The organism is Pseudomonas sp. TE3786 (genome assembly GCF_054057335.1).
Genome location: NZ_JBSRZF010000003.1, coordinates 340,694 through 363,925, shown reverse-complemented (window position 1 = coordinate 363,925; position 23,232 = coordinate 340,694). Strand labels below are relative to the sequence as shown.

The window sequence follows — 23,232 nt, the reverse complement described above, 5'->3', positions numbered from 1 at the left end:
TCAGCGCTCCACCAGATAACCAATACCGCGCACGGTTCGGATCAGTTCGGAAAACAGCTTTTTGCGCAGGTGGTGGATGTGCACTTCGAGCGTATTGCTCTCCGCTTCCTCATCCCAGCCATACAAGAGTTGCGTGAGTCGCTCGCGAGTAAACACCTTGCCCGGTTGCGCCAACAGTTCATGCAGCAGCACATATTCCTTGGGCGTGAGCACGACCGCCGCTCCCTGGTAACGCACCTGCTGGGTGGCCGGGTCGAGACTGACGCCCGCATGTTCGACCACCACCTGTGCGCGCCCGGCACTGCGCCTTAACAGCGCGCGCAAACGGGCTTTGAGCTCATTGAGGTCGAAGGGTTTGACCAGGTAATCGTCCGCGCCGGCATCCAGGCCGGCAATGCGGTCATCGGTGTCATCGCGCGCGGTAAGGATCAGCACCGGCAGGTCACAGCCGCCCTGGCGGATCTGTTGTAACACGTGAATGCCGCTGAGCCTGGGCAAGCCCAGATCCAGCACCATCAGGTCGAAGGTTTCGCAGAGCAAGGCATGCACCGCGCTGACACCATCCTGCAGCCAGTCCACGGTGTAGCCCTCCGCACGCAATCCGGCGCGTACGCCCTCACCGAGGGCGGTATCGTCTTCCACAAGCAACAAACGCATGGGTGTCCTTAATGGCAGAAAGCTCAGTCAGTCGAGCTTATGTTCAACGTCCTTGAGTAAAGCATCGATCTCGCCGCGCCGGCCCTCATCCGCCAACTCGCGCCCCGCTCGTGGCGCAGCCTGCTTGGCCTTGAGCAACGCGGCTTTGGCCCCGGCATAGTTGCCTTGCCGGTACAGGTGGTCGCCCCAGAAGTACAGGCTATCGATACCGTTGGGGTTCAGTTGCAGTGCGCTGCGCAGCAAGGCATCGGCCTTATCGGCGTCGCCAAAACCAATCGGCCACCCGGGCACTCGATCGTACAACGCCGCCAGGCTGGTGTAGGCCGAACCCTGCAATGCCGTTGGGTCCAACTGCAACGCCTTTTCCAGCGACGCCTTGGATTGCTTGGCTTTACCCAATGCGCCCAATCCGCCCTCGGCACCTGCCCAACTGCTCACCACAATACCGTTCCAGATCCAGGCCTCGGCGGCTGTGGGCTGCTCCTGGGTGAACGCTTGTGCCTGCAGCGCCAGCTTCTCGAACTCGGCCGGTTTCTGTTTTTCCGGGGTGTCGTATTGCACCTCAGCCCAACGCTGCTGAATGCTCAGCAGGCGCTGACTGCCGGCCTCGTCCAGGGCCCAGGCTGATGGTTGGAGCAGTACACCCAGCACGGCGATAACCGGCGCAAACAACCTTCTGTTCATTGTGGGGGATTCTCATGTGGGTGAATAAAACTGCGAATAACCGGCAGTTGCTTGCGCAACGCACGATCGACGACCCCAGGTAGCAAGCCATTGAGGCGCACAAAGAGTTTTTCCGGCCAACCCAGGTACAGCTCAATCAAGTCTTTCTGGATGGCACCCATCACTTCACGCGCTACCCGTTGGGGTTCATCGACGCTGGCCCCGAGTGCCTTGTTGAGTGCCATGGCGGCGGCACTGTTCATGCTGGTACGGGTTGCCCTTGGTGCCACGTACAGCACGTTCACCTCGGTGTCGGCGAGCTCTCGACGCAGCGCTTCGGAAAAGCCGCGCAAGGCGAATTTGCTCGCGCAGTACACGGCGTAGCCGGGGTAACCGATCGAGCCGTAGGTGGACCCGACATTGACCACCAGCGCGTGGGGCTGGCTGCGCAGAATCGGCAACATGGCACGCGTCAACTGCAGGGTGGCGATCACATTCACCGTCAACATGTCGGCAATATCGTGGTCGTCGAGCTGCTCGATCAACGCGAAGCGGTTCACCCCCGCGCCGTTCAACAACAGGTTCACCCCACCCAGGTGACGCGCGGCCTCAACCACGGCATGGCGACCGGCGCTGGTGCGCAAGTCGGCAGTCACCTGATGCAGTTGCAGGGGGTAGCGCGCCACCAACGTAGCCAGGGCGGCCGGCTGACGGGTGACGGCCAGCACCTGTGCCCCCGCGGCGCAGAGGTGCTCGACCAGCGCCAGACCGATCCCCCCCGTGGCACCGGTGAGCACCACCCGGCAATCAGACAGCAGCATGCCGCACCTCGGTGGCTTCAGCGCGCGGCAGACCACGGAACATTTCGGTATAGAGGTGGTAAACAACTTTACTGGCGTGGATGACCGCTTGCTGGTCTTCGGGATCTTCCAGCTGGTTCATCAGACTGCGATAGGTGTCCATGTGATCGATATCCAGGGTGCCATGGGAGGACAGATAACTGAAAGCGCTGGCCGGCAACTCCAGCCGTTGCTGAATGGTGTTTGCCGCCTGGGTGGCCAACGCAATGCTGGTGCCCTCCAGCACATTGACCATGCCAAACAGTCCCACCGGATTACCTCGCGCAATCAGGTCGTAGAGAAAACTCACCATCAGTTCGATCGGCTGCGCGGGTTGCCCGTCGCGCACCTGATCGGCATCACCGCCGCAGGCACGGATGTCATTGAGAATCCACTTTTCGTGGCCATATTCCTCCTCGATGTACTCGCACACCGCGCCACGCAGCCACTCCAGGCGACTGGGCAGCCGGGCACCGCATGCCATCATCAACGGCACGGTATGGCGAACGTGGTAATAGGCCTGGGTGAGAAACGCGCGATAGCTATCCAGGCTGACTTCGCCGGCCAATGCCTCACGAATGACCGGTACGCTGAACAGCGCCTGGCGCTCCTGGGCCGTAGCGGCTTGCAGTTGGTCAAAAAAAATCATGGTATGAGCCTCACTCGGTTACGAGTTTTGAAAGGGCATCGCGATAACGCGACAAGATCGCTTCACGGCGCAGGCGACCATTGCTGGTGAGCAAGCCGTTGTCTGCGGTAAATGCTGTGGGAAGGCGCTGCCAGGCATGCACCTGGGCGTAATCCGGTAGTTGCGCATTGGCCTGGGCGACCGTCGCGGCGAGTGTCTCGTCGCTGCAATTGGGGTCTAGCGGCCACAGCAGTGCGAGGTTGTGGTTCAACCCTTCGCCATGCACAAATGCCTGGGCAATGGTGCCGCGCTGGGTCAACTCGGCCTCGACCCAATCCGGGTTGACGTTGCGACCGAAGCTGGTGATGAACTGGTGCTTTTTACGGCCCTTTAAAAACAGATAACCGTCGGCGTCGAACTCACCGATATCACCGGTATGCAGCCACTCGCCGCTGAAAGCTTGATCGCCGAGATAGCCCAGCAACGCCGACCCGCTGACCAGCACTTCGCCGTCATCGCCCAAGCGCACCGTGACATGTGGCAATGGCCGGCCGACGCTACCCGGGCGGTTGTGCCCGGGGCGGTTCAGACAGACCACCGAGGCACACTCGGACAGACCGTAGCCCTGGTACACCGGCAGATTGACGTTCGCAGCACGCTGTAGCAGGTCCGCCGAAACCCGCGCACCACCCACCGCCACGAAACGGAACTGCTCGGCAGCCACTAGCTCGCGTTCGATGGCCGTGACCAACCCCAGCAACAGTTGCGGCACCAGAATCAGGCTTTGCGCGCCACTCATTACCAGCGTGCCGAGCAAGCGTGGCCATTCCACACCGGAGGCACCGTTGATGCCCATCTGCTGCTGGGACGACACAGTAATGCTCGCCCCGGCCAGTAACGCGGCATAGATGCCCAGGTTTTCCAGCAGCACGGCCAAGGGCAGCACCGCCAGATAGCGCTCGGGCGCGGCAGCGCGACTGGCGCTTTGCAACTCCTGCGCTACCCGCAGCAAGGCGTCTGCGCTCAGGCACACGCCCTTGGGGGTGCCGGTGGTGCCCGAGGTGTAGGTGATCTTTGCCGTACCGGCGGGAATACCCGGATCAGCGCGCTGAGTGCGTCGCCAAAACACGCCTTCGCGATGAAAGCCCGCCAACTCCATATCCGCCGTCATGGACTCATCAGCTATGGCAATGTCCACCTGACTCTGGTCAAAGCAATGCGCACGTTGGGCCTGGGTAAAAAAGGGTGGCAGGATTACGCAGGGCAAACCGGCAAACAAGACCGCCAAGTCCCATAGAACGGCTTCCGGACTGTTGTCCATTACCAGCGCGAAGACCTTGCCGGTATGCGCCGCAAGCAAGGCTTGACGCTGCTCGATGCCGTCCCACAACTGTTGGTAATCGAAGCGACTGCTCGCCCCTCGTAGCGCATACACCGCGGGACGAATCAGTCGGTGGTTCTGTAACGCTGTGCGCAGCGCCGCCAGCTCATGCTGCATGGCAATGCTCCGCATCAAAAAAAGGAAAACCCAGGCGTGCCAACACGCCACTGGTTTCCAATTGCTCCAGACCGAAGCGGATATTGCCGGCGTAAACATGCGGATGCTGGGTGTAATAATTTCCCCACGCAGCCTGCTCGAGCCCGAGCTTCGCGGGGTCGGCATCACACAGCAGCAGTGGCTCCAGGCCCAGACGCTGAAAGCTGTTGATCAGCGTGGCAGCCCCGGTGAACACCACCCATTCCAGGCCATGACGGGCCAGCAGCCAGGTCATCGCGACAATAATCAGTCGGGCGCTGCCGGCATTTCGCGCCGCCAGATTTCCGACCTCGACCACGCGACGGCGCTCTACCGATTCACCCGCGACCAGCGAAACCACATGCTCAACCGGATTTTGCAGGTACTGCTCGATAAACAGCTGGCCGTCGCGGCCCAATCGGGCTCCTACGGCAGCACAGAGTTGACCTTGGCGATCATGCAAGGCCATCAGATCGGGCATGAAATGATGAATGTCGGCGTGATGCACCGCCGCAAACCGCTCCTGGATAAACGCCTCTACCGGAGCGCGTTCCGGCGTTTGCTCACGCACCAGCGACAACGTCAACGGGCGCTGTGCGTCAGGACCAAAACTCAACGGAAACGAGGTATTCCACTCGGTATCGATCATCGACATCCCCTCCAACGGTCATTCGATGGAGGCACTATCGACAACGAACCTTAATGAACTCTGAAGATCGTTTTCAACGCGATGAGTCCACTCAGCTATACCCCGGCGACCGCCTTGTTTTCGTTAATCAGCAAGAACTGCCTGAGTCTTTATGAGCATGACGACCTGACCGCACCACTACGCCCGATGCATTGTGAGAATGCAGTAATCGATGGGCTGAATGTCAGCTTCTGGCCGATAGCGGCATGTGCTGAATTGGTCAATCGCTGGAAGCGAAAAATGCGCTACAAGATTCCGTGGGGCGAGCAGACGTTTCAAGCCCTGCCCATTTCCCGGTACCAGCCATCGACAAGCTGGCTCCGTTCTCCCCACACCAAGCTCGCCACTTGTTGAATGATTGCGGCGAGCGAGTCAACGTTCACACCCGGGGCTTCCAGGCACGCCAACCGACCGCGCGACCAGTCGATCACGCTGCACTGCGGATACTGTTCAAGTAGTGCAGCCAGCACCTTCTGAGGTGGCTCGCTGGCCTCGTACCTAAAGTCAAAATAAGACGCAGCAGAGCTCTCTAAGGGATATAGCAACACCCAGCCATTGACGGGGCCGGCGAAGCTCAGCGTGACGTAGCGGGACGCCCATTCAGGCCCGCCCTGGGCAATGTGGCCCAGCACGTCCACGAGCGGTTGGCCTTCGCGGAGGCGAACCCCTGAGGCATTTGAATCTGACCCGTGTGACACGCCAGGCTTGGCTATATGCGCAGGGTCTTTCTTTTGTTTGCTCATGTTAAACCGTGCGAGCTCGCTTTGCGTAAGGTGATAAGCCCCTGGCATCTTGCCGCCACTTCCGGGACTACCTCAGCAAGTGTGGACAGCACCTGATACATCTCTTGTGCGTCTGGAAATGGGTAGACCTCCAGCCCCATTGCAATCTTCAGCTTGCGAACATCCAGCCCTTCCCTCAGCCACGCCTCGACCTCACGCGTCATCGCCGCGCCGTTGTCGTTGGTTTGCCAAGCCAACAGATTGAACAGTTCGGTAACCAACGTTTCGGGCACCGCGCGGGGGATTTCCGCAAACAGGCGATTGGCTAGGTCAGGCTCGCCAAATACGTTGATCACTTCAAGTACGGCGTCGAACGCCTGGGAGTATTCGGTCGCGTTTCGCTCAATGCTGATGATGTCGAGGGCGTGTTGTAGGGACGGGTGCATACGGGCGCTTCCTGTTTTTGCGGGGGGCGTTTGATCTAGGGATCATGATTGCCGCCTACTTCGCGGCCACTATCACAGTAGCTGTCACATCGCCAATGACAGCAGTGGGAAAGAATCGCCTCACTCTCCTATTAGTGATCCTGCCAGCCATCACTGGATTTATTATCGGCAACGTTTTCGTCTACAAATCTCAAACCGGGTCAAATATAGTGCGCCTGGCCACACTGATTCCTTACTCAGCGATGGCAATATTTGTACAGTTTTTTGCTGGCTGGACAATAGCCGTAGTCATAGGGCTGTAGGGGCTGAGAAGGCTTCTGGCCAGAGTGTATAAAAACGCCCGACCAAACTTTGAGTAAACGCTAATGGACGTTTTCTGCTTCTCGCGACCGGCTGCTTCTGGCCGTTTTCTGCCTGTGGTGGCAGGCTGAAAACGACCCATAGCGGTCATCCAGAACAAGTGACTATCCCTGTGCTTTCTTCAGCCCTTTCAAGCGCACATTCGCCCTTTGCACCGCGGCCATTTTTTCAGGCCGCTTCATGCGTTTCCACTTTCTGATGTCTTCCTTGCTTCGCCCGCAGCTCACACACAGATCACCACTGAGCTGGCAAACTGAGATGCAGGGATTCTCTATTTCTTTAGACATTGTCAGCCACCTTTGGCCACACGTGATTGAGTCAGGCGGATTTTCCAGTCGCCTCCGTGAGCTCGCTGACACTCCTCCTCAGAGTCGAAGCGGACACTGTGGTCTGAAGGGATCAGGTAGATGTTGGCGTCATTCAACGCGATGGACGTCAACTCAAAGATGCGCGCCTTAGCGTCAACCAGGGCGAGCTTTCTGTCAGCCAGGGTCTCAAATACCCAGATTACCTTCAGGGTTTCAGCCAACGCGTTCAGGTCAGCGATGTGGGTGAGCCAAGCAAAGCCTTTGATTTCACCCTTTGCTGTCTCGCATGCTTCGGTAAGCGTGGTTATCAACCGACGTTCGATTCGTGCCAGTTCACGTTTCCCTAGAGGCAATGCGGGTTCCTTCAGAGACACTGGTGGGGAGGCACTTAATCAGACAGGTCGAAACTCGACCGTCAGATGGCTGACTTCGTGAACCGGCTTGAGACGTTCACGAATGCTATCGGCGTTCGCAGTGGCCTCACCAAGGACGCTGACGATGGCCGCATGGGCTTGCGGTCCAACCCGCCAGACGTGCAAGTCCGTGATAGTGGCATCCCCCGGTTTCTCAACCAGTTCGCGGATTTCCTCGGCAACGTGTGCATCTGTCTGATCCAGCAGTACTCCTGCGGTGACCCCCATCAAGGTCCATGCCCAGCGCGCAATAACAATGGCGCCGACAATCCCCATGACCGGGTCCAGCCACACCCAGCCGAGGTACCGGCCGGCGAGCAATGCAGCAATCGCCAGAACGGAGGTCAGCGCGTCTGCAATGACGTGGACGTAGGCCGATTTCAGATTGTTGTCGTTCCCGTGATGGGCATGGCCGTGATCGTGATCGTGATCGTGCCCATGACTGTGCCCGTGGCCCAGCAGCAGGGCACTGACAATGTTGACGACCAAACCGGCAATCGCGATGAGCGTAGCGGTGCCGAACTGAACTTCCGTTGGCTGCAAGAGGCGCATGACAGACTCACCGCCAATTCCCAGGGAGACCATACCGAGAATCAGCGCCGAAGCGAACCCGCCCAAGTCTCCAACCTTACCGGTACCGAAACTGTAGCGCTGGCTGGAAGCGTGGCGTTTTGCGTATCCATAAGCGGCCGCCGCGATGCCCAATGCGCCGGCATGAGTTGCCATGTGAAAGCCATCAGCCAGTAACGCCATCGAGCCCGTGATATAGCCAGCGGTGATCTCGCCAACCATCATCACAACGGTCAGCGCCACAACCCAAAGCGTACGCTTGGCATTTTCGTCGTGTGCTGAGCCTAGGAACACATGGTCGTGTGTGTAGTTTATGTTCGTGCTGTTCATGAGCGTGTTCCTGAATACGTTCACTTGGAGTAACGGCGAATGGCTTCAAGAAGTTCCTCGACGCCTTTGTTACGCTCTTCTTCGCTGAGAGCAGGGTTCGCGACATGCTCCCGCGCGTGTTCCTCGATGATTTCCTCCATCAAGCCATTGATGGCTCCGCGAGTAGCGGCAACAAGGTGCAGTGTTTTGGCGCAATCGAGGTCCGACTCCAATGCCCGCTCAACGGCTTGGATTTGTCCGGCGATGCGTTTTACGCGTTTGAGAAGATCGTCTTTGTTTGCTGCAATGTGACCCATGGGATACCCCCTCTACCTATACATTGCGCATGATAGGTATACCCCCTATACCTATGCAAGGCTCGACGGAGGGAGGGATTATCTACGCGCCCTTGCGGGAAGGAGAGACTTTAATTTCGAGGGGAGAGCGAGGGGTGTGGAGGGTCCGCTTCTAGCCGACTTCTGCCCTTCGCCACGGCCCACTCTCTGCCGCTCCCCTCAAAACCTGATCGCATGACTAACCACCTCCCCCTCCCCCCGCAACCTTCCCTGCATCTCCGTGGCAAAGCGTAAAAACACAGTCCAGAAGATGTCCTGCTTGTTCATGTCCGCCCAGAAGTTCTCGCTCTCCAGGCACTTGGTGGCGTAGTAGCCGAACATGTAATAAGCGAGGTCGGCGGAGATCAGGCCGCTGTTTTTCAGTACGGCGATTTCTTCGAAGAAGGTCAGGTAGGCGCGTTTTTCTTCGAATTCGATGCTGATCAGTGCCACGTCGTTGCTGTCGATCAACCCGCGAAGTTTGTTAAAGGAGGGGTTGGCGAAGTATTCGCCCTGTTTCTTTAGAAACATGTCCGCGCGCTTTTGCGTGCCTTGCAGGGCGAACTCGCGGAAGCCTTTGTACAGGCCCCAGAGCGCAGCGATCACGCCGATGCAGGTGGCGAGGTTTTTGATCAGTTCCATGCGCTGTCTCCGGTTGTACCGATGCGCTCAAGGCGTCCAGTCCACTCCATGTTCTTGCAAGTAGGTATCCACTGCGGCACCGACGGTGGGCTGGAAGATGTCGCTGCCGATCTGGTCGAGCACTTCCAGGCGTAGCAGTTTGTCGCGTACCGGGTCTTTCATTTCGGCGAAGCGCAGTTCGATGCCGGCGTCGCGTAGTTGTTGTTCCAGTTCGATCAGCATGTCGGCCGAGGTAACGTCCACGCTGGTGACCGGTTCGGCGGCCACTACGATGCGCCGTACCGGCGCGCCGGCCTGAGTCACGGCTTGCAGTACGCAGTTCTGGAACAGTTCGGCGTTGGCGAAGAACAGTGGCGCGTCCCAGCGGAATAGCACCAGGCCGGGCACCAGGCGGGCATGGGGGTAACGCGTGATGTCGTGGTAGCCGCGAATGCCGTCGACGCGGCCGAGCACGGCGTAGTGCGGGCGCCAGCCGTCCCAGAGAAATTCGATAACGGCCACTACCACTGCCAGGCCGATACCGGGCACCGCGCCCAGTACCGCAACGCCCACGAAACAGGTGATCGACAGCCAGAATTCCCAGCGCTGAATGCGGTAGATACGCCGCAGGTCGTTGAACTCGAACAGGCCAATGGCCGAGGCGATCACCACGGCGGCCAGGGCGCTATTGGGCAGGTGTTGCAGCAGGTTGGGGGCGAATACCAATAGCAAGGCAACGCCGAGCGCACCAAATACTCCGGTCAGTTGGGTACGGGCACCCGCGGCTTCGGCCACTGGCGTGCGGGAACTGCTGCTACTGATGGGAAAACCCTGGAACAGACCGGTGGCCAGATTGGCGATGCCCAGCCCGAGCATTTCCTGGTTGGGGTCGACCACGGTGCGGTTTTTCGCTGCATAGGTACGCGACAGCACGCTGGTGTCGGCGAAGGACACCAACGCCACCGCGCAGCCGCCAAGCAACACCGCCTGCAGGTCGGCCATGGCGAACCAGGGCCAGACCAGGCTCGGCAACCCCTGGGGTAACGAGCCCACTACCTTAACGCCGTGGCTGGCGTGCAGATCGAAGGCCGCCGACACCAATGTTGCCGCCACCACAGCGATCAACATGCCGGGTAGCCGCTCGAAACGTTTGAGCAGCAGAATAATCCCCAGGGTGCCGGCTCCCAGGGCAAAGGCATAACCATTGCCCTGCCCGGCGAGCAAGGCCTGAATCAGCGCAAGGCTGTCGCGCAACGGGCCGTCGCTGTCGATGGAAATGCCGAACAGCTTCGGCGTCTGGCTGATCAGCACGGTCAGGGCAATACCGTTCATATAGCCATAGCGGATCGGTTTGGACAGCAGCTCGGTGATAAAGCCCAGGCGCAGCAACCCCGCACCGATGCAGATCAACCCGGATACCAGCGCCATGCCGCTGGCCAGGGCGATGGCGCGCAGCGGGTCACCGTCCGACAGCGGTAGCACCACGGCGATAATGATCGCCACCAGCGCCGAGTCGGGGCCCAGCACCAGAATGCGGCTGGGGCCGAACAGTGCGTAGGCCAGCAGCGGCACGATGGTCGCGTACAAGCCATAGATGCCCGGCACGCCGGAGGCCTCGGCATAGGCAATCCCTACCGGTACCAGCATGGCGGTCAGCACCAGGCCGGCGAGCAGATCCTTGGGTAGCCAATCGAGCTGATAGCGGCGCAGCACCTGCAGGCCGGGTAACCAGCGTTGCCAACCTTGGGTACTGGCTGCCGGGGCCTGCGGTAGAGGGTCCGAATCAACGGATGGGGATGGGCTCATGGGCGTGGGTCACCGTGGGTCAGGATGCAGCTGCATCCGGGGTTAGAAAATAGGCAAGGCCGAGAATCAGATAGACCGCCAGCAGTTGCACGCCCTTGAGCCAGTCCGAGCGACCGTCGCCGGCCACCTGGCCAGTGATCAACACGGCCAGCAACACGCTCAGCACCAGGCCGCCGGAAAACGCCAGATCCATAGGGGCCGGGCCAACGATATAACTGGCCAACACCAGGATTGGGGCAACGAACAAGGCGACCTGGGCACTAGAGCCAATGGCGATGGACAACGACAGATCCATCCGATTTTTTATCGCGGCCGACACCGCGGATGCGTGTTCAGCGGCATTGCCCAGAATCGCCACCACAAACACCCCAACAAACAGGTTGCTCAGGCCCAGCTGTTTTGCACTGGGAGTTATCGCCGCCACCATGATTTCGCTGATCCAGGCAATCATTACGGTGGCCGCCGCCAGTACCAGCAACGCCTTGCTCAATGGCCAAAGGGTCGCTGGCGATAGCTCTTGAAGGTCTGGTGCCCCGGCAAATAACGCTCTGTGGGTAACCAGCGAATACAGCAGAAACAGGCAGTACACCACCAACAACACCAGGGAGATATACAGGCTCAGGGACGCGAGACCGTCGGGTACCCGCGACGCCACCGCCGCGCTGTAACCCGCCGGCAGGATCAGCGCGATGGTTGCCAAGGTCAGCAGAGTCGCCTGGGAACGGGCGGCCGAGGCGTTGTACTGCTGTTCGCTATGGCGCAAGCCGCCGGCCAGCATGGCGGCGCCCAGCACCAGCAGAATATTGCCGACAATGGAGCCCGCTATAGAGGCTTTCACGATGTCATGCAGGCCCGCGCGCAGGGCACTCAGGGCAATGATCAGCTCGGTGGCATTGCCGAAGGTGGCATTCAGCAAACCGCCCACGCCCTCCCCTGAACGCTCCGCCAACTGCTCCGTGGCACGCCCCAGCCAGCCCGCCAGTGGCACGATTGCCAGGGCCGCCGCGAGGAAAACCAGCAGGTGGTACTGCCCGGCAAACAGCTCCAGGAGGATGGCGACGGGGACAAATACCAACATCCATATAAGCATCAGGGGTTCCCAGAGTCGGCATCGAAAAGGACAGGGCATCCAGGGTGTGCCAAGCAATATAGATGGGCTGCGGCCAGGCTGCTGCTCCAGGCAGAAATATCGCCAGCCTGGGTCCTGAATGGCTGGGCGTGCCGCTTCAGTTTGTTGACTACACTCCAGTGGGCTGTTTCGCCGCCAACGGATGGGAGAACACGGTGAGCCTACTGATCGAACGTGTCTGCGGCCAGGACCGCCCCATCTGGCTGGTACAAGCCTACGGTCTGACGTTTCGCTTCTTCGATGAGCGTTCCGCCGCCACCTTCGCCAGCACCCTGGAGGCGCGCGTCAATGCCCCTCACCAACTTCCCGAAGACACGGTGAAACACTGGGCCCGGGAACACTGGCGCATCCTGCGTCACGCTCAAGGTGGCCAATAACGCTACGGTTGATGGCAACGGAGCGTGTGGTGGGCACGTGATGGTGCGCGCCATATTGATTGCCGCACCAGCTAGCCTATTTGTTTTTCCAACTCCTCCATCACCTGCAACGCCTCATCGAAATCGAACTGCTCGGTGTGCTGGGCCACACGCCGCAGTTGGTTGGTCAGGCTGGGGTCGGCGGTCTGGCTTTGCAGCTGGCGCAGCGCGGTGAGCACCTGGGTATCGCTTTCGGCCAACAGCTGGCGGACGGTGGCCAGTTGGGCGCGCAACTCACCACTGACGGGCTGGGCAGCCGCTGCTGCCGGCGCCACTTGCGGCTCGCCGAGCACGGCCAGGCCGGCCAATACCGGGGTCAGCAAGTGCTCAACCTCGTCGAGCAACTGCGGCACCTGTTCGCTGCTACCGGCCAGGCTGGCTTGTTCCAAGGCGGCGGCCGCCGTGGCGAGCTGTTTGGCGCCGATATTACCCGCTGTGCCCCGCAAGGTATGCGCCACACGCCCGGCGGCGGTGGCATCGGTACTGTTGCTGGCGGCGAGGAAATCAGCGCGGAAGGCCGCCTGGCTGGCGCGGAATTTACGCAACAGGCGCAGGTAGAGTTCCACCTTGCCCACGCAGGTCGCCAGACCGGCCGTCTGATCGATACCCGGCAGTTGCGCCGGCAATGTCAGCAGCGCTGCCGGCGCGGTGCCGGCTGGGGCGCGGTCCGGCATCTGGGGTTTGGGGTGAATCCATTTCGCCAGGGTGGCAAACATCGCCTCGACGTTCAGTGGCTTGGAAATATGGTCGTTCATGCCACAGGCCAAGGCCTGCTCGCGGTCACCGTCCATGGCATTGGCGGTCATGGCGATTACTGGCAGCTCGGCAAACTGCGCCTGCTCGCGAATCCGCGTGGTGGCGGTGTAGCCGTCCATGACCGGCATCTGGCAGTCCATCAACACGCCATCGACATCCTCATGCAGCGCCAGCCAATCCAGCGCCTGCTGGCCATCGAAGGCTTGGCTCACTTCGATACCGGCATCCTGCAACAGCTCGATGGCCAGTTCGCGGTTCAGTTCGTTGTCCTCTACCAGCAACAGATGCGCACCGCGCAAGCTGGTCATGGCCTGGGCGCTCTGCTGGCCACGCTCGTTGGCGCGACTGTCGCTCGGCGTGCGCCGGCCGAGGGCCACACCAATGGCTTCGAGCAAGGTCGAGGGTGTAACCGGTTTGGTCAGCACCTGGGGCAATTCCACGCCCTGGCGCTCGGCCTGCTCGCGCACCTCTTCGCGGCCAAAGGCGGTAACCATAATCACCGAAGGTGTCTGGGTAAGGTTGGCCGCATGCATCTGCCGCACCGTTTCGACCCCGTCCATACTCGGCATCCGCCAGTCCATCAGCACCAGGTCATAGTTCAGGGCCTTCTGCTCACTTTCCTGCAGCATGCGCAGGGCGCTGCGGCCGCTGTCGGCCACATCCACCTCGACGCCAAAGCTGCTGGCCATGCCAGACAGAATCTCGCGGGCACTGGCGTTATCGTCCACCACCAGTACGCGCACGCCGAGCAGTTGGTCGACGGTGAGCATTCGCCGCGGCTGCACCTCGCCCAAGCCCAGGGTGACGCGGAAGAAGAAGGTCGAACCGCTGCCCAAGGTGCTTTCCACCCAGATATCGCCCTCCATCAATTCCACCAGGCGTTTGGAGATCGCCAGCCCCAGGCCGGTGCCGCCGTATTTGCGGGTGATCGAGCTGTCGGCCTGGCTGAACGACTGGAACATCCGCGCGCACTGCTCTTCGCTCATGCCGATACCGCTGTCGCGTACCGAAAACAGCAGCTCCACCTGTTTGTCGTCACCCCCTACCCGCTCGACGCTGACCACGATCTCGCCCGTTTCGGTGAACTTGGTCGCGTTGTTACCGAGATTGAGCAGCACCTGGCCCAGGCGCAGCGGATCGCCCAGCAGCGCCGTCGGCAAATCGGTGGCGGTACGGAACAGCAGCTCCAGGCCTTTGTCCTCCGCCTTCAGGCCGACCATGCTGGCAAAGTTCTCCAGCACATCCTCGAGGCGGAACGGAATAACCTCCAGGCCCATCTTGCCGGCCTCGATTTTCGAGAAGTCGAGGATGTCGTTGATGATCCCCAGCAGGTTCTCTGCCGAGCGATGCACCTTCTCGATGTAGTTGCGCTGGCGGTTATCCAGCTCGGTGCGCAGCGCCAGATGGCTCATGCCGATAATGGCGTTCATCGGCGTGCGGATCTCGTGGCTCATATTGGCCAGGAATTCGCTCTTGGCCTGGGTGGCCTCCTCGGCGACTGCCCGCGCCTGTGCCAGCGCCGTGACGTCGATATTCACCCCGGTGGCGCGCAGCGGTGTGCCGTCTGCGGCACGGGTAAAACGGCTGAGCGATTTAAAGGTGCACACCGCGCCATCACTCTTGCGCAGGATGCGGAAGTCAAACTCCACCCGGTCGCTGCCGCTTGCAATGGCGTTGTCGAACACACTGCTGGCGTACGCCACGTCATCGGGATGCACCAGGGTTTGCCAGTGCTCCAGGGTGCCGCCGAATTCGCCGGGGGCGAGGCCGAACATTTTTTCCAGTTGCGGCGTCCAGTAGTTGCTGCCGCTGACCAGATCGACGTCGAACAAGCCGATATCGCCAGCTTCCTGAGCCAGGTTGAGGCGCTCGCTGGCCGTACGCAGGCGGGTTTCCATAACGCGGCGTTCGCTGACGTCACGCACCGAGGCGCACACGCATACCCCTCGCCCTTCCAGGCGCGGCAGGTGCGACAGGCCGATTTCCACCGAGAACTGGCTGCCATCTTTACGCACACCGCGCAGGTCTTCCGCATCCCCACCCATCTGACGGGTGCCGCCGCTGGCGATAAAACCATCGCGCAGGGCCACATGCCGCTCGCGCACACCCTCTGGCACCAGGCGCTCGATGCTGGCACCAATCAACTCGCCAGGCTGGTAGCCAAACAGCGCGTCCAGTTGCGGGTTGGTCATCAGAATGGCACCGTCGGCACCGACCACCAGCATGCCGTCCGGCGCGGCCTCGATAATCCCGCGGTACCAGGCTTCAGTAGCACGCAGGGCCACTTGCTGAACTTCCAACTCGTGCGCCTGGTGTTCCAATTGCAGGGCCTGGGCCCCCATTTCGTCGGCTTGCCGGCGGGTTTCCAACAGCAGGGTTTTCGCCGCTTCGCTGCGTTCCATAATCACGATGGCACCAGCCAGGCGGGGCAGCACTTCCTGCAGCAGCAGTTGCTGATGCTCTTGCAGCGGCTGAAAGCCGGACATTTCCAGCACGCCAAGCAAACGTTCGCCACGCAGTACCGGCTGCACCAGCAAATGGCTGGCCGGGGCGGTACCCAGTTGCGTACGCACATGCCAGAACGGTTCGGGTAAATCGCTGAGTTGGCGCGGTTGCTGGTCGAGGGCGCACTGGCCGAGCAGGCCTTCGCCTAAAGCCAGCTCGGCCGCTGGCGGGTGCTCGCTGTCGATGGCGTAACCACCCAGCAGCTGCAGACGTGATGCGCCTTCATACAGGGCGTACATCGCGCCCTGACACATATTCAGCTGCGGCGCGATATGGCAGAAAAACGCCTGCGCCAATTCCTCCGGCGTTTCCGCTTGTTGCAGGTCGATCTGCAGGGCGGAGGTATGCGTTTTCACCCAACGCTGACGCTCCAGCTGCTGCGACTCGGTCTGCAGCTTGGCAATCGCCCGGGCCAGATCGCCGGTCTCGTTATGAAAATCGGTATGCGGGATATAACGGTCCAGCCGGCCCTCGGCCAGCTCGTCCACCGCATTGCGCACACGATTCAGCGGCTGGCGGATGGAGCGACTGGCCAGCCACGACATCAGCAGCGCCAGCGTCAGCCCACCCAGCAACACCACATAGGTGTGCAGCGTGCTGCGCTCGGCGAAGTCGGCAATCTCCAGTGCAGTGTCGTGAATAAACACCTCTTTGGATTTCGCCATATCCCCCAGCAGCGTGTCCGCCTTGCGGCCCATGCTCTGGAACTCGCCGCTGTTGAGCAGTAACAGAGCCTGGCCCTGGTAGCCCTTGCCGGCCAGTTCGAGGGCCTGCTCACCGTCGTGTTGCAGCCGCTCTATCAGCACCTCGAATTCAGCCAAACGCACCAAACTGACCGGCAGGCGCAGGGTCGGCCGCGCCTGGGCCAGAGCCTGCTGCAGCCGCTGGCGGGCATCATTCAGCTCTGCCACAGCTTCAGCGCGCACATCGCCACTGTTGGTCGCCACCGCTCGCTGCAATGCATGCAGCTCCTGGGGTAGTTGCACCCGTGCCTCGGCCAGGTGCTGGAAGCCCACTAAGTCCTCGCGATACAGCTTCTGCATCTCGCGCTTCAGCGATTCCTGGGTGCGCAGGCTCTGCACGCCGAGCACCAGCACCAACAACAACAACGCGGCGAAACTGAGCACCAGCTTGTGCAACAACGGAAGGCGTTCAAGCAGGGCGAGAAATCTGGCCATGGCACATCCTTAGTGACCAACGCTTACATAGAGACCAACGCTTAAAAACCGGCAAACCACCTGCTACTGCGGCTCAAGGCGCGACGCCGCTGCGCTCCAGCGCTACCCGCTGCTTGGCCATATCCAGATCGCTGTCCGAAAAACGCTCGGCAATCGCCCGAAACCGCTCATCGCAGCTCAGAAAGGCGTCGCAAATATCCGGATCGAAGTGCGAACCGCGGCCCTCGCGGATGATTCCCACCGCCTGCTCGTGGGGCATGCCGGCCTTGTACACCCGTCGGCTGATCAGTGCATCGTACACATCGGCCACCGCCATCAGCCGCGCGCTGATGGGGATATTGTCGCCACTCAGCCCTTCTGGGTAACCGCTGCCATCCCATTTCTCCTGGTGACCGTAGGCGATCTCTTTGGCCAGACTGAGGAAATCCACGGAAATGCCCAACTGATCCTCCGCCCGCTGAATCGCCTCACGGCCAAGGGTGGTATGGGTTTTCATGATCTCGAACTCTTCCGGAGTAAAGCGCCCGGGCTTGAGCAGGATTTGGTCGGGAATGCCGACCTTGCCGATGTCATGCAGGGGGGCCGACTTGAACAACAGGGTAATGGTTTCTGCGCTCAGAAACGCTTTAAAGCGCGGGTGTTCGCGCAACAGTTCGGCCAGCAGCTTGACGTAGTGCTGGGTGCGGCGGATATGGTTGCCTGTCTCGTTGTCACGGGTTTCGGCCAGCGAGGCCATGGCCTGGATGGTGACGTCCTGAATCGCCGCCACTTCGCGGGTGCGGCGCTGCACTTCGCGCTCGAGAAAGTCGTTCTGGTCGCGCAGGAAATCCGCAGCTGCCTTGATCTTCAGCTGGGTTTCGACGCGCGCCATCACCAGCGGTGGGCTGATCGGCTTGGTGATGTAATCCACCGCGCCCAGCTCCAGCCCCTGGATCTCGTCAGCCATCGACGCCAGCGCGGTAAGAAAGATGATTGGTATATCCCGGGTGCGGGGCTCTTGCTGCAGCTGTTTGGCCACCTGATGGCCCGACATGCCGGGCATCATGATGTCGAGCAGAATCAGGTCGGGCAGCGCGCCATCCTGCAGAATCCGCAGGGCTTTTTCGCCGCTGTTGGCTGCCTTGACCCGGTACTGGTCCTTGAGCAGCTCGGTCATCAGCATCAGGTTATCGGGGGTATCGTCGACCACCAGAATGGTGGCGGGCTGGAACGGGTACGGCGAACTGTCCATGGCGCGGTGCTCCCTCAGCAAAATGGAGTAACTTCAACCGCTGCTACTCCTTAGCCTTGAAGCTTAGAGACTATTTGCTACTTACGGCAATCGCCTGAAAAGCTGGCTAGCGGGCAAAACCCCGATTTTGCCGATATTGGCACCCCCACTGGGTTACCGAGCCTACAAAGGCCTAGTCCCTGGCTGCCAGAAAGCCCCTGAGACACCCGCCTACCATGGGCCCGTCGCTGGATACCTGGCGACCGGATTTGACTGTCCGTGCTTAAGCGCAACTTCTAAGCTCCGCCATAAAGCCGGGCGTGATTGTGGTCCGTGTTTGCAGTTATGGCGGCTGTACGTGGGACACCTTTGGGTGTGCCGATGCTTGGAAGTTGCCATCGGTCAGTCAACCTGCGTACAGCTGCCACCCCGTCAATCCCGACATCAACGTGGCAGATTCATACTCTTTCGGAGCAACACGTTATGGAAAACCAACCTGCGAAATCCGCCATCGTCACTCTCGCCAGCACCTGCATGAAAGCCGACGGCCACGCCCTGCTCACGGTCAATGCCGGCGTGCCGGTAGAGCTGACCCTGGAACAGGCCGGCTACCTGCTCGACTGCATCGAGTGCCTGGTACTCAACCGCGAAAACCTGAAAAAAACTGCCTACACCAACAGCCTGCATTACCTCACCGACCTCACCCGCGCGCTGGTTACCGCCAGCTACAACGGCCTGAGCGAGTACGAACGAACCCTGCAGTAAGCAAGCTTAAGGGTGCCAAGTGCGCTGGATTGAGCGCTGGTGCGCAAGGCATACCTTCCCCGCCGTTCCATTCCCTGCAGGAATGGGCTGAATAAAAACACAGACTTTTTGTTATCGAGCACACCGCACTAGAGTGGTCCAGGCCCAACCACCCTGGAGAGCGCTCTTGCACACCCCCGCCGGTAAATTCGACAACAACCGCGCCAACGAATACGCCCAACAAAGCCGCATCGCCCTGGCCGGCTACGACGCCTGCCACGAACTGGCCGCCTGCATGCTCGCCGCCAGCCTGAACAGCGACCACCCGGCGCGCATTCTGGTAGTAGGCGTAGGTGGCACCGCCCAGGAAATTCTCACCCTCGCCGCCCTGGAACCGACCTGGCAATTCACCGCCGTCGACCCTTCCCCACCCATGCTCGAAACCGCCCGCGAACAGGTGCAAGCCCACGGCCTGCTGTCGCGCACCGAACTGCTGCTAGGCACAGTCGACGACCTGCCAGAGCAAGCGGAATTCGACGCCGCCACTCTGATCGGCGTGCTGCACCATATCCCCGGCGACGAAGCGAAAAAACAGCTGCTGCGCGCCATCCACGCCCGGCTAAAACCCAACGCCCCACTGATAGTCGCCGCCAACCACCACGCCTACACAAGCCAACCTTTGCTGCTTAAAGCCTGGGGCCAGCGCTGGCGGCAGCAAGGCGCCAGCGCCGATGAAGTGCAGGCGAAGTTGGGCAAGATTCTGCAGGGCGCAGATCCACCGCACTCAGAGGCAGCGGTGCAGCAGTTGCTGCTTGAGAGTGGCTTTGGTGAGGGTTTGCGGTTTTTCAGCAGTTTGTTTTGGGGGGCTTGGCAAACGTATAAAAGCTAAACCCACCGAGGCCGCCGCCCTCCACAAGGGGGGCCTGAGGTGGCGATCAAACAGCTGGTTTTGCAGCAGAGCTACGACGACTAGACCTGCCCGTAAGTTGGCGTGGCCGATTAAGGGAAACCAACGCAAGGGCCATCCCCTGAGGTGTTTGCGCCCCGCTCGCCTTTTGCGGTGATAATGCCGCCGCGCATTTCCCCGGAGCCTCGCCGCCATGTTTGAAATCCAGCCATTCAACCCCGAAACCTATCGCCAGCAAACCCGCCGCAGCACCTTGATTGTGGCGGTGATTTTTGTCGCGCTGGCCATGCTGTTGTCCAGCCTGGCGGTGCTTCTATTCGGTACCCCGGGGGGCGACAACTTGCGTTGGAACGCCGGCGGCGTGGGTGTGGCTGTGGTGGCCTGTGCCGCGCTGTTCAAGTTCAAGCTGTGGTCGCAGCCGTGGATGAGCGCGGCGGTGTATGGCTGGCAGCTGAAACGTGCGCTGATGAGCGTGACCAATGTGATGCACCAGGTGGAAGCCGGGGTGAAAGCGCAAAATCCGCACGCCATGAAGCTGCTGCGCTTTTACCACCAGGGGCTGACGCAGATGTACCAGCTGGAAGCCAATTCCAGCTCACTCAGCCAGATGGTGCATGAGATCGACGCCCATAAAGAGGCCATGCAGGCGCAGGGGCTGGATAGCGACCAACCGCGGCTGGAACCGCAGTGGCTGGCGACGGTAAAGGCGCTAGGCGGCAGCCGTTAACCGACGGACTAGACTCTGAAGAATTCGGGGCCATGCCCCATCGCTGGAGAACTGCCATGTTCAAAGCACGCACATTGATTGCCCTGCTCAGTTGCCTGGCCTTGCTCGTGGCCTCCACCTCGGCGCTGGCGGACCCCGGTAAGGACAAGGGTAAAAGCAACGGCAACGGCCATTCCAACCAGAGCGGGAAAAGCAAACACAGCGATGGCGATGATTGGGGCAACGGCCCGAGTATCGACCGGGGGGTGATTATCGGTGTGCTGGGTGGGCACCGCGACTACTGGACGCCCACCTCCTCCCTGCCGCCCGGCATCCAGAAAAACCTGGCGCGCGGCAAACCCTTGCCGCCGGGTATCGCGAAAAAACTCGATGGCCGCCTGGTTGGCCATCTGCCCCGTTACGAAGGCTACGAATGGCAACAGGCCGGCACCGACCTGCTGCTGGTGGCCATCGCCACCGGTCTTATCTATGAAGTGGTCAGCGGCGCTTTCGATTGATCAGATCGTCGCCTGGTTGACCCGCAGCGACAGCGCCTCGGCCGACTCCTTGCGCTCCGAGTAACGGTCAACCAGCTCCGGACGATCCCGTAGCAACAGGGTGAAGCGCACCAGCTCCTCCATCACGTCCACTACCCGGTCGTAGAGTGCCGACGGTTTCATCCGGTCCTGCTCATCGAACTCAAGAAATGCCTTGGGCACCGAGGACTGGTTGGGGATGGTGAACATGCGCATCCAGCGGCCGAGAACGCGCATCTGGTTAACCGCGTTGAACGACTGCGAGCCGCCGGACACCTGCATCACCGCCAGAGTTTTGCCCTGGGTCGGGCGCACCGCGCCGATGGCCAGCGGCACCCAATCGATCTGTGCCTTGAACACTGCCGACATCGCGCCGTGGCGCTCCGGCGAACACCACACCTGGCCTTCGGACCACTGCATAAGGGCGAGCAGTTCCTGCACCTTGGGGTGATCGCTGGGGGCGTCATCGGGCAGCGGCAAACCGGAGGGATTGAAGATGCGTGTCTCGGCACCAAAGTGCTCGAGCAAACGGGCCGCCTCCTCCACCAGCAAGCGGCTGAACGAGCGTTGCCGGTTGGAACCGTAGAGCAGCAGAATTCGCGGGCGATGCCCGTCGCCGGCCTTGGCGTTGATCAGGCTGTGGTCGAGGTTGGGTAGATCGATGGACATGGCTACTCCTGGGCTCAAAGCTCGCCGATACGGGCCAGCTCACCTTGCAGGCTGGCGCGATCCAGGCTGGCAAACGGCAACGCCAGAAAGGCTTGGCAGCGGCGCTGAATAATCGCCAGGGTGGCGTCAAAGGCGGCGCTCACCTGCTCGGCGCTGCCGCTGACATGGGAGGGATCGGCCAGCCCCCAATGGGCCTTCAGCGCTGCGCCGAAGTACACCGGGCAGGCCTCGCCGGCAGCGTTGTCGCAGACGGTGATGACGATATCGGGCGGGCTATCGGCAAAGGCCTGATTGCCTTTGCTGGACAGACCCTCGACCGCAATATTGGCAGCGCGCAAGGTCGCCAGGCTTTGTGGCAGCACCTGACCCTTGGGAAAGCTGCCGGAGCTGACCGCCACAAACGGCGGCTTGGCCAGGTGGTTGAACACCGCCTCGGACAAAATGCTCCGGCAGCTATTGGCGGTACACATAAACAGCACTTTCATTGGCTCAGGCTCCATGGCCGGGCAAAACAGACAAGGGTTAACAGCAAACCGAGCGCAGCGGCCGGCCGCTCATGTGTTGAAGGCGGTTCAGGTCACCTTCCAGCCAGGCGCCGTTGCCTTCCAGCGTGCTGGTCAGCACCGCCAGCGCCCAGTCCGGCAGCTGCGGGTTAAGGCGGTAATACACCCACAGCCCCTGCCGCCGGTCCAGTAACAAGCCATTGGCGCGCAATTGCGCCAGATGCCGCGACACCTTCGGCTGACTGCCCTCCAGCGCGCTCATCAATTCACACACACAGAGCTCGCCCTCACGGACGATCAGTAGCACCGCGCGCAGCCGCGTCTCATCGGCCAGACATTTGAACAGCGTGGTAGGCGTCATCCCGGCAGGACCTGCTCACTACATATGGGAAATCGAATATATGGAAATGCGAATATAAGGTAAACCCCCAACGGACAAGCTTCCGATCAGGTATCCACTTCAATACGCGCTATAGCCCTGTGCGTCTGCTCGCCCTCGGCGGAGGCCGCTGACGTGGAGGTACCCGTGCAGCATCGCGGCTAAAGCCGCTCCTACGCGATCCACGTAACTTCTGTAGGAACGGCTTTAGCCGCGATGCTTTTTGCCTTGCTCAGTCGGCCATCGACACACCGTAGGTAGCGACTTATCCGGCTGCAGCCGTTGCGCTTAGGGCTCATCGCGTCGGCTGGGATCACGGTCTCGTTCATAGTGGCGGTTGAAAGGAAAGGCCGGCAGCCAGGCTTCGCGGCGCACCATCCAGTTTTCGTAGGTGGGGGTCAGTTGATCGGGGGCATCCAGGGCACCGAGGTTCACTTCCACTTCATCGCCGCTGCGGGCAAATACCGATGAGCCGCAGCGCGGGCAGAAATGCCGCCCAGCGTATTGGGCCGATGGGCCCTCGATGGTGACCGCCTCCTGGGGAAATACCGCCGAGGCGTGAAACAGTGCGCCATGGTGTTTGCGGCAGTCCAGGCAGTGGCAGAGCCCCACCCGATAGGGCTGTCCGCTCGCCACCAGGCGCAGTTCGCCGCACAGACAGCCGCCAGTGTAGTGCTGCATGGTGTTGCTCCTTTTCGCGCGTCTGACGAAAA

Annotated in this window: 26 protein-coding genes; 5 read left to right on the top strand and 21 right to left on the bottom strand. The window is 60.9% G+C overall.

The annotated features are described in order from the left end of the window. The 15 genes from ACVW0Y_RS06025 to cax form a co-directional block, all read right to left on the bottom strand. Complete coding sequence (locus tag ACVW0Y_RS06025; protein ID WP_457436738.1) at nucleotides 1–657, bottom strand: response regulator; 657 nt, start codon at nucleotides 655–657, stop codon at nucleotides 1–3. Nucleotides 658–684: 27 nt separating this feature from the next. Beyond that, nucleotides 685–1,341 (bottom strand): hypothetical protein, encoded by a 657-nt coding sequence (locus ACVW0Y_RS06020; RefSeq protein ID WP_457436737.1) that lies wholly within the window; start codon nucleotides 1,339–1,341, stop codon nucleotides 685–687. Next, nucleotides 1,338–2,141 (bottom strand): SDR family oxidoreductase, encoded by an 804-nt coding sequence (locus ACVW0Y_RS06015; protein ID WP_457436736.1) that lies wholly within the window; start codon nucleotides 2,139–2,141, stop codon nucleotides 1,338–1,340. The genes ACVW0Y_RS06020 and ACVW0Y_RS06015 overlap by 4 nt, the downstream gene beginning before the upstream one ends. Beyond that, nucleotides 2,128–2,808 (bottom strand): TenA family transcriptional regulator, encoded by a 681-nt coding sequence (locus tag ACVW0Y_RS06010; protein ID WP_457436734.1) that lies wholly within the window; start codon nucleotides 2,806–2,808, stop codon nucleotides 2,128–2,130. Before ACVW0Y_RS06010 ends, ACVW0Y_RS06015 begins: the two co-directional genes overlap by 14 nt. A gap of 10 nt (nucleotides 2,809–2,818) precedes the next feature. Next, the gene (locus ACVW0Y_RS06005) at nucleotides 2,819–4,285 is read right to left on the bottom strand and encodes an AMP-binding protein (protein WP_457436733.1); all 1,467 of its coding nucleotides are present in this window, start codon (nucleotides 4,283–4,285) and stop codon (nucleotides 2,819–2,821) included. Next, nucleotides 4,275–4,952, bottom strand: a complete 678-nt coding sequence (locus ACVW0Y_RS06000; RefSeq protein ID WP_457436732.1) for a thermostable hemolysin — start codon at nucleotides 4,950–4,952, stop codon at nucleotides 4,275–4,277. Before ACVW0Y_RS06000 ends, ACVW0Y_RS06005 begins: the two co-directional genes overlap by 11 nt. A 314-nt stretch (nucleotides 4,953–5,266) precedes the next feature. Beyond that, nucleotides 5,267–5,734, bottom strand: a complete 468-nt coding sequence (locus ACVW0Y_RS05995) for a hypothetical protein (protein WP_108096768.1) — start codon at nucleotides 5,732–5,734, stop codon at nucleotides 5,267–5,269. Beyond that, complete coding sequence (locus ACVW0Y_RS05990) at nucleotides 5,731–6,159, bottom strand: hypothetical protein (RefSeq protein ID WP_108096769.1); 429 nt, start codon at nucleotides 6,157–6,159, stop codon at nucleotides 5,731–5,733. Before ACVW0Y_RS05990 ends, ACVW0Y_RS05995 begins: the two co-directional genes overlap by 4 nt. Nucleotides 6,160–6,623: 464 nt before the next feature. Continuing rightward, nucleotides 6,624–6,806 (bottom strand): DUF1289 domain-containing protein, encoded by a 183-nt coding sequence (locus ACVW0Y_RS05985; protein WP_457436730.1) that lies wholly within the window; start codon nucleotides 6,804–6,806, stop codon nucleotides 6,624–6,626. Between the two features lie 2 nt (nucleotides 6,807–6,808). Continuing rightward, a complete protein-coding gene (locus ACVW0Y_RS05980; RefSeq protein ID WP_457436728.1) occupies nucleotides 6,809–7,180 on the bottom strand; it encodes a hypothetical protein in 372 nt (123 codons plus the stop codon). A 39-nt stretch (nucleotides 7,181–7,219) separates the two neighbouring features. Next, nucleotides 7,220–8,140: a CDF family Co(II)/Ni(II) efflux transporter DmeF gene (gene dmeF, locus ACVW0Y_RS05975; RefSeq protein ID WP_457436726.1), complete on the bottom strand. Its 921-nt coding sequence runs from the start codon at nucleotides 8,138–8,140 to the stop codon at nucleotides 7,220–7,222. Nucleotides 8,141–8,160: 20 nt separating this feature from the next. After that, nucleotides 8,161–8,436 (bottom strand): metal/formaldehyde-sensitive transcriptional repressor, encoded by a 276-nt coding sequence (locus ACVW0Y_RS05970; RefSeq protein ID WP_069900955.1) that lies wholly within the window; start codon nucleotides 8,434–8,436, stop codon nucleotides 8,161–8,163. A gap of 198 nt (nucleotides 8,437–8,634) precedes the next feature. Further along, complete coding sequence (locus tag ACVW0Y_RS05965) at nucleotides 8,635–9,096, bottom strand: hypothetical protein (protein WP_457436724.1); 462 nt, start codon at nucleotides 9,094–9,096, stop codon at nucleotides 8,635–8,637. Nucleotides 9,097–9,123: 27 nt separating this feature from the next. After that, the gene (locus ACVW0Y_RS05960; protein ID WP_457436722.1) at nucleotides 9,124–10,881 is read right to left on the bottom strand and encodes a SulP family inorganic anion transporter; all 1,758 of its coding nucleotides are present in this window, start codon (nucleotides 10,879–10,881) and stop codon (nucleotides 9,124–9,126) included. A 19-nt stretch (nucleotides 10,882–10,900) separates the two neighbouring features. Then, entirely contained in the window at nucleotides 10,901–11,971 is a 1,071-nt protein-coding gene (gene cax / locus ACVW0Y_RS05955) for a calcium/proton exchanger (RefSeq protein ID WP_457436720.1), read from the bottom strand. Between the two features lie 194 nt (nucleotides 11,972–12,165). On the opposite strand from cax, the gene ACVW0Y_RS05950 reads away from it, so the two are divergent. Continuing rightward, a complete protein-coding gene (locus ACVW0Y_RS05950; protein WP_457436718.1) occupies nucleotides 12,166–12,387 on the top strand; it encodes a hypothetical protein in 222 nt (73 codons plus the stop codon). 71 nt (nucleotides 12,388–12,458) lie between these two features. Here the strand turns inward: ACVW0Y_RS05950 and ACVW0Y_RS05945 are convergent, their stop codons facing one another. Both ACVW0Y_RS05945 and ACVW0Y_RS05940 read right to left on the bottom strand, forming a co-directional pair. Beyond that, a complete protein-coding gene (locus tag ACVW0Y_RS05945; RefSeq protein WP_457436716.1) occupies nucleotides 12,459–16,865 on the bottom strand; it encodes a response regulator in 4,407 nt (1,468 codons plus the stop codon). A 73-nt stretch (nucleotides 16,866–16,938) separates the two neighbouring features. Further along, the gene (locus tag ACVW0Y_RS05940; RefSeq protein ID WP_457436714.1) at nucleotides 16,939–18,096 is read right to left on the bottom strand and encodes a response regulator; all 1,158 of its coding nucleotides are present in this window, start codon (nucleotides 18,094–18,096) and stop codon (nucleotides 16,939–16,941) included. A 462-nt stretch (nucleotides 18,097–18,558) separates the two neighbouring features. Between ACVW0Y_RS05940 and ACVW0Y_RS05935 the strand changes: the two genes are divergently transcribed. From ACVW0Y_RS05935 to ACVW0Y_RS05920, 4 genes are all read left to right on the top strand, one after another. Further along, the gene (locus ACVW0Y_RS05935; RefSeq protein ID WP_457436712.1) at nucleotides 18,559–18,840 is read left to right on the top strand and encodes a DUF3077 domain-containing protein; all 282 of its coding nucleotides are present in this window, start codon (nucleotides 18,559–18,561) and stop codon (nucleotides 18,838–18,840) included. A gap of 166 nt (nucleotides 18,841–19,006) precedes the next feature. After that, the gene (locus tag ACVW0Y_RS05930; protein ID WP_457436711.1) at nucleotides 19,007–19,708 is read left to right on the top strand and encodes a class I SAM-dependent methyltransferase; all 702 of its coding nucleotides are present in this window, start codon (nucleotides 19,007–19,009) and stop codon (nucleotides 19,706–19,708) included. Nucleotides 19,709–19,919: 211 nt separating this feature from the next. Then, on the top strand, nucleotides 19,920–20,453 hold the full coding sequence (locus ACVW0Y_RS05925) for a DUF3087 family protein (protein WP_457436710.1): 534 nt from the start codon (nucleotides 19,920–19,922) through the stop codon (nucleotides 20,451–20,453). Between the two features lie 56 nt (nucleotides 20,454–20,509). Next, nucleotides 20,510–20,950: an anti-virulence regulator CigR family protein gene (locus ACVW0Y_RS05920; protein WP_457436709.1), complete on the top strand. Its 441-nt coding sequence runs from the start codon at nucleotides 20,510–20,512 to the stop codon at nucleotides 20,948–20,950. Here the strand turns inward: ACVW0Y_RS05920 and arsH are convergent, their stop codons facing one another. From arsH to ACVW0Y_RS05900, 4 genes are all read right to left on the bottom strand, one after another. Then, the gene (arsH, locus tag ACVW0Y_RS05915) at nucleotides 20,951–21,637 is read right to left on the bottom strand and encodes an arsenical resistance protein ArsH (RefSeq protein WP_457436708.1); all 687 of its coding nucleotides are present in this window, start codon (nucleotides 21,635–21,637) and stop codon (nucleotides 20,951–20,953) included. 14 nt (nucleotides 21,638–21,651) lie between these two features. Beyond that, complete coding sequence (locus tag ACVW0Y_RS05910; RefSeq protein ID WP_457436706.1) at nucleotides 21,652–22,122, bottom strand: arsenate reductase ArsC; 471 nt, start codon at nucleotides 22,120–22,122, stop codon at nucleotides 21,652–21,654. A 37-nt stretch (nucleotides 22,123–22,159) separates the two neighbouring features. After that, a complete protein-coding gene (locus tag ACVW0Y_RS05905; protein WP_457436705.1) occupies nucleotides 22,160–22,501 on the bottom strand; it encodes a metalloregulator ArsR/SmtB family transcription factor in 342 nt (113 codons plus the stop codon). A gap of 306 nt (nucleotides 22,502–22,807) precedes the next feature. Further along, nucleotides 22,808–23,200 carry a GFA family protein gene (locus ACVW0Y_RS05900; RefSeq protein WP_457436703.1) on the bottom strand — a complete coding sequence of 131 codons (393 nt, stop codon included), beginning with the start codon at nucleotides 23,198–23,200 and terminating at the stop codon, nucleotides 22,808–22,810. Between the last annotated feature and the right edge of the window lie 32 nt (nucleotides 23,201–23,232).